Source organism: Trueperella sp., assembly GCF_043424875.1.
Taxonomy (GTDB): domain Bacteria; phylum Actinomycetota; class Actinomycetes; order Actinomycetales; family Actinomycetaceae; genus Trueperella.
On record NZ_JBHWPL010000073.1, the window covers coordinates 1 to 6,211 of the forward strand.

5 protein-coding genes are annotated in these 6,211 nt (G+C 62.9%); all 5 read right to left on the minus strand.

Annotation, left to right across the window (positions count from 1 at the left end):
• Positions 1-248: 248 nt before the first annotated feature.
• Positions 249-1,115, minus strand: coding sequence for an HpcH/HpaI aldolase/citrate lyase family protein (locus ACHFFR_RS06645; RefSeq protein WP_394263480.1), 867 nt, complete (start codon positions 1,113-1,115; stop codon positions 249-251).
• Positions 1,100-1,924, minus strand: coding sequence for a 2-oxo-hept-4-ene-1,7-dioate hydratase (gene hpaH, locus ACHFFR_RS06650; protein ID WP_394263481.1), 825 nt, complete (start codon positions 1,922-1,924; stop codon positions 1,100-1,102). Before hpaH ends, ACHFFR_RS06645 begins: the two co-directional genes overlap by 16 nt.
• A gap of 153 nt (positions 1,925-2,077) precedes the next feature.
• Entirely contained in the window at positions 2,078-4,018 is a 1,941-nt protein-coding gene (locus ACHFFR_RS06655) for an FAD-dependent monooxygenase (RefSeq protein WP_394263482.1), read from the minus strand.
• A gap of 26 nt (positions 4,019-4,044) precedes the next feature.
• The gene (locus ACHFFR_RS06660) at positions 4,045-4,701 is read right to left on the minus strand and encodes a GntR family transcriptional regulator (RefSeq protein ID WP_394263483.1); all 657 of its coding nucleotides are present in this window, start codon (positions 4,699-4,701) and stop codon (positions 4,045-4,047) included.
• A gap of 79 nt (positions 4,702-4,780) precedes the next feature.
• Positions 4,781-6,211 (minus strand): MFS transporter (locus ACHFFR_RS06665; protein ID WP_394263484.1); only part of this gene is annotated, 1,431 nt, incomplete at its 5' end.

Here is a 6,211-nt window from a genome sequence, read left to right on the forward strand (position 1 = left end):
ACCTCTTACCATATGCGAAGATCGGTTCAAAATCGTCCCACAAATGTCAGGAAAAACTGCAGACGCCGAAGAAACGGCAAGCCGGTGGTCGGGCAGACGAGATGCACCTCCCAGTGGTCGGCCTAGTGGTCGGGCCGCTTAGTGAACGGCCTGCCTAGTGGTCGAGCAACCTAGAGGGCACTCGCCTCACCTGATGTGGTCCGCCTAGCGGCCACCCGACTACTCCGGCCCGCCCCGTAGGAGTCCGGCTAGTAGGAGTCCGGCTGGTCGCCAGCCTCTTTGCCCTCGCGGGCGTCGATGTACTGCGCGGCCAAGGCCTCGGACTGCCGGGCCAAGATCGCCACATCGGCGCCAACGAGAATGAAGTCGATGCCGGCGTCGATGTAGTCGTTAGCCAGCGCCGGGTCAAACGCATTGATACCCACGGGCTTGCCCGCGGCGCGCCCGGCCTCGATGGCTTTGTGGACATTGGCGACGACCTCGGGATGGCCCTGCTGACCGATCAGGCCCATTGATGCCGCAAGATCCGAGGGCCCAATGAAGATCGCGTCCACGCCATCCGTCTCGGCGATGGCCTGCGCATTCTCCACAGCCTGCGCAGACTCGATCTGCACGATGAGCGACACGAGCTCGTCGTTCGCCCTGGTCAAATAGTTCTCCACCCGGTTCCACCGCGCCCCGCGCGCTAGCGCCGAACCCACGCCGCGCACGCCCTCGGGCGGATAGCGAAGCGAGCGCACGGCCTGCGCGGCGTCCTCGGCGGTGTGCACCATCGGCACGAGCAGATTCTGCGCGCCCAGGTCAAGGTACTGCTTGATGAGCACCTGATCGTTGAACGGAACGCGCACCACCGGCGTCGTTGGATAGGCGGCAATCGCCTGAAGCTGCCCCTGAATGTCTCCGAGCGAAAGCGGCGCATGCTCGCCGTCGATCAAAATCCAATCAAGCCCGGACCCCGCAGCGATCTCGGCGTTAACCTGCGAGCCGGACGTCACCCACATACCAACCAGAGAGCGCCCACCGGAACGCCCCTGCCCGGGCGTGAGGTCGGCCCCGCCGCGCTGCTGCGCCAACCGCTGGGCGAACGTGGGCGGAAGTTCTACACGAAACGACATGAAATGGTTCCCATCGGTCCGTAGTCGCACAGCACGGTGTCGCCACGCTCCACCCACATCGGGCGCGTGAACGATCCGGCCAGAATAATTTCGCCGGCCTCGAGGCGGTCGCCGTGCTGCTGGAACTTGTTCGCCAGCCAGGCCACGCCCGTCGCCGGGTGGTTGAGCACGCCGGCAGCCACGCCGGTCTCCTCGATGGTCTCGTTCTTGTACAGCAGCGCGCCGACCCAGCGAAGATCGATGTCCCCGGGCTTCATCGGGTTGCCGCCCAGCACCATGCCGCCGTACGCGGCGTTGTCCGAGATCGTGTCGACGATGGTGCGACCCTCGAGCTCAATGTGCGAGTTGAGGATCTCGAGCGCGGGCGTCACGTACTCGGTGGCCCGCAGCACGTCGAACAGCGTGCAGTTCGGCCCCTCGAGCGGCTCCTTGAGCACGAACGCCAGCTCCACCTCGATACGCACGTTCAAGAACCGGTCGTAATCAATGACCGAGCCGTTTTCGTACACCGTGTCTTCGAACATCACGCCGTAATCGGGCTCCGTAATGCCGGTCGCGGCCTGCATCGCCTTCGACGTCAGACCAATCTTGCGCCCCGCAATCTTGCGGCCAGCGGCAAGTTCGCGATCGCGCCAGGCGGCCTGAATCGCGTAGCTGTCTTCCACCGTCGCATCCGGGTAGCGCGCGGTGATTCGGGGCATCACACTCCGGGTGCGATCCGCCTCGGCCAGCTCGGCCGCGATCTCATCGAGTGTTGATTGCTCAAGCATGACTTCCTCGTTCTCGCGCGGCGTTCGCGCGGTTTCCACGACGACGATGCGTCACTTTTTCTTTCACGACGCCGGTGCGTCGCTTTTCGTTTGTCACGACGCCGGGGCGTCGCTATTGGTGGGGCGGGCTCAGCGACTCACCCTTCACTGAGCCCGCCCGGTGCGTCGCGCCCGGTCAGGGGCGCGGCGCGGCTAGCTCAGATCAAAGATCGGAGCGAAGAAGTTCGCCAAGGACTCGGTGTCCTCAAGCGAGGTGATGTGTGCGACGTACATATCGGGGCGGACCACGACCACTGCGCCGTCGCGCGAGATTCCGCGTGCTTCGAAGATGTCTTCCTTCTGGAACATGTTCGTGGTCATCGGCACGACGGCGTCGCGCTTCTCATCGACACCCGGGTGGTGGATGATACCGAAGACCTCGTTCTTGTCCTCCAGCTGGAGCTTGCCCACGCGCGGGCGGAAGATCTCCGGCGCATCCCCGAGTTCGAACTCGCGGTGCGGCTGCTGGTAGATGACCTTGACGTCGAAGACCGAGTTGATGTCGTCGCCGTCCTTCGTGTGGCGCACGACCGGCGAATCCGGCGAGTTTCCAAGCCAGTCACCGAAGGCGCGGACCTTCGAATCGGGGGCGTCGGCCTTCGGCTCGTCGGCGAACACGTAGATGCGCCAGCGGCCGTCGGCCTCGTGCAGGTGCCCGAGGTGGACGTCGTGTGCATCGGAGCGACGCATGACGCGGTAGGACTTGAAGCGCTTGCCCAGCGGGTATCCGGTGGCAAGCTCCTGCTTCGCATCGGATGCTACGAGCAGCGACTCCGGGTACTCGGTGCGGAAGCCAGCGGGGAACTCCCACGTGCGCACGTAGAAGTCCTCGATCGACTCGTCGCCCGCGACCGAGGCGGCCATGCGGCTCGACCACTCGAGATCGAAGTCAATGAGGTCCTGTGCAACCGGCTGACGCTCGGAGTTGTAGGTGCGAAGGAGCGACGGCGAGGAGTAGCCGCGCAGAACCTGAGCGAGCTTCCAGCCAAGGTTGAAGCCGTCCTGCATGGAGACGTTCATGCCCTGGCCGGCCTTGGCCGAGTGGGTGTGGCAGGCGTCGCCGGCGATGAACACGCGGGGATCTTGCGTTTCGCGGTTCTCCGGGAGGACGTCGTCGAAGCGCTCCGTCACGCGGTGGCCGACCTCGTACACCGACCACCAAGCGACGTCCTTGACCGTGTAGGAGTACGGGGACATGATCTTGTTGCCCTTGGCCACGATCTCCTCGAGCGGGGTGTCGCGCACCTTGTGGTTGTCATCGTCCGCAACCGCGCCGAGATCCACGTACGTGCGGAACAGGAAGCCGCCCTCGCGCGGGATGTGGAGGATCGAGCCGTGGTTGGAGTTGATGATCGCCTTGGTCATCGCGTCGGGGAAGTCGGTGTCGACGAGGATGTCGGCCACGCCCCACGCGTGATTGGAGATGACGCGCGAGTTCTTCGCGCCGATCGACTCGCGAACCTTCGAGCGGGCGCCGTCGCCACCAAGCACGTACTTGGCGCGCACGGTGCGCTTTTCGCCCTTGTTCTCGGCGCCGGTTCCCACGATCTCGCACTCGACGGGGTATTCCTCGCCGTCGTTGACGCGCAGCCTCTCGAGCTCCCAGCCGAAGTTCACCGGCATGCGGGAGGGCTGGCGCTGCATGAAGCGGCGGAAGTAGTCAAGGACGCGAGCCTGGTTAACGATGAGGTGGGGGAACTCGGACAGGCCGGCCGGATCGTCGTCGGTCCACCCGGTACGCACGATGTGGTCCGGGTTCTCCGGATCTGGCTTCCAAAACGCCGTCTCGGTGATTCGGTAGCCTTCCTCAATGACTTCCTCGGCGAAGCCAAACGCCTGGAAGGTTTCCACGGAACGTGCCTGGATACCGTCGGCGTGGCCTAGCGGGAGGCGGCCGTCGCGCGATTCGATGATGCGAGCTTCGATGTCGGGGAAAACGGAGAGCTGCGCGGCGGTAATCATACCGGCGGGGCCCGAACCGACGATGAGAACGTCCATCTCATCGGGCAGATTCGGATCGCGATCTACGCAGGCGTCGTCAACAATCCTGACGCGGGGATCTTCTGAAATGTATCCGTGGTGGTGGAATTTCACGTCTAGTACCTTTCACTTCTTTGTGGTTAGGCAGCGGCGTTCTTGAGTGAGCGCTCCAGCGATGCCAGCTTGTGGTCACGTGCGTAGATCTCTACCTCGCGCGACGTCGCGTCGGAGGTGATGAGGTCGAGCAGGTGACTGTGCTGGTCGATGGACGCGATCGATCGCTGGGCGTCAAACGCAAATGACGAGCGGCGCATCAAGGAAACGCGTTCTGCTTCTGTATTCATGAGGTTGATAAGGCGGGAGTTGGGGCTTTGCGAGGTCAGCACGGCGTGGAACTGTTCGTTCAGTTTCCGGTAGTTTGCCGAATCGAAGATGGGAGCGGCGACGACGACGCGCATGTCGTCGTTGAGCTTGCGCGCTTCTTCGATGTGGCTTTCGCTCAGGTGCGGAGCCGACGAGGCCGTGGCCATGCCCTCCAGCAGCGCGAGGACTCGTAGCGAGTCCGCGTAGCCAGAGACGTCGACATGGGTCACCTGTGCGCCCACGTTGTGTGTGTACTCGACGAGCCCCTCTGCCTGAAGCCAGCGAATGGCTTCGCGCACGGGAACCGCAGAAACTCCGAATTCCTTCGCCAGCGTGCTGATTGTCAGCTTGTAGCCAGGCGTATAGCGCCCGGTCACGATGGCGTCGCGCAACTGTTCATACACTCGCGCAGACTTCGACTTCTGGCTTCCCATGGACTCCCTCATTCTTGCTGTGGGGCCGCACGCGGCCCCACAGCGTCTATGAATCCTGATATGGATTCTACTTGAACCGTTAGAAACCGGCTCCACGATCGAAGGTCGTCTCGATGACGCCTTCTTCTTCTGCGAGCTTCTCGATCTTCGCGTTGAGCTCACCGTCAGCAGCCGGGCTGAGGTCGCGGCCGGTGGAGTTCGGGATCGTCAACAGGGCGATGGCACCAATGATCGTCACAATCGTGATGTAGATGGCCACCGACATCGTGCTTCCGGTCTTGGAGACCAGGTAGGTACCGATGAGCGGAGCGAACGCGCCACCGAGGATCGCGCCGAACGCGTAGGCAAGGCCAGCTCCCGAGTAGCGAATCTTCGCGGGGAACATCTCAGCAAACATTGCAGCTTGCGGACCATAGGTGAATCCAATCGGAATCGCCCAGATCACCATGCCGAGCAGAAGCTGGCTCATGGTGCCGTTCTGGAGGAAGTTGAACAGGACCCAGACCCAGCCGAGCTGAACGACGAAGCCGATCAGGTAGGTCGGCTTTCGGCCGATCTTGTCCGATAGCCACGCGGAGATAATCGTGGTCACAATCCACATCAACGCGGTAATGGAAATGAAGTTCAGGATCGTATCCCGATCCAGTCCGCGATCCTGCGTCGCATAGGACAGGATGAATCCGCCAGTGATCATGTAACCCGCCACGCCGTTTCCGGCGAAGACGAGCGCACCCTGGATGAGCGGCTTCCACGCGGTCTTGAACATGTCCACAATCGGAAGACGAACCTGTTCGTCCTCCTCGTCTGCCTCGCGGATCTCTTCCATGACGGGCGACTCGGCGACGCCGAGGCGGATCCAGGTGCCGATTCCAATCAGCGCGAGCGAGAAGAGGAACGGAACTCTCCATCCCCAGCTCAGGAACTGCTCCTCCGTCGTCGCCATGGACGTGACCGTCAAAACGAGCGTTGCAAGGAGCATGCCCAGCGGAACGCCAATCTGCGGGAAGCCGCCGAACAGGCCACGCTTCTTGACGGGAGCGTGCTCAACAGCCATCAGCGCTGCACCGCCCCACTCGCCACCAGCGGCTAGGCCCTGGAGAATACGGAGGATGAGCAGAGCGATGGGTGCAACCACACCCGCCGCGGCGTAGGTGGGCAACAGACCGATCACGAAGGTTGCCGTGCCCATGAGCATGAGGGTAGCGACCAACATGGCCTTGCGCCCGAGCTTATCGCCGTAGTGTCCCGCAATCGCCGCACCGAGGGGGCGGAAGAAGAACGAGATACCGACGGTTGCGAACGAGATCAATCGGCCTGCGATTTCGCCAGAGCCCTGGAGGAACGGGTCGAAGAACAGCGGCGCAAAGATGATTGCGGCGGCGTTTGCGTAGATGAAGAAGTCGTACCATTCGACTGCGGTGCCGACGAGCGTGCCGAGGGCGACGCGGCGGTCTTCCTTCTTCTTCGTTGAGAGGACGAGTTCCTCCCCGCGGTCGTACTCGGTTGTTTC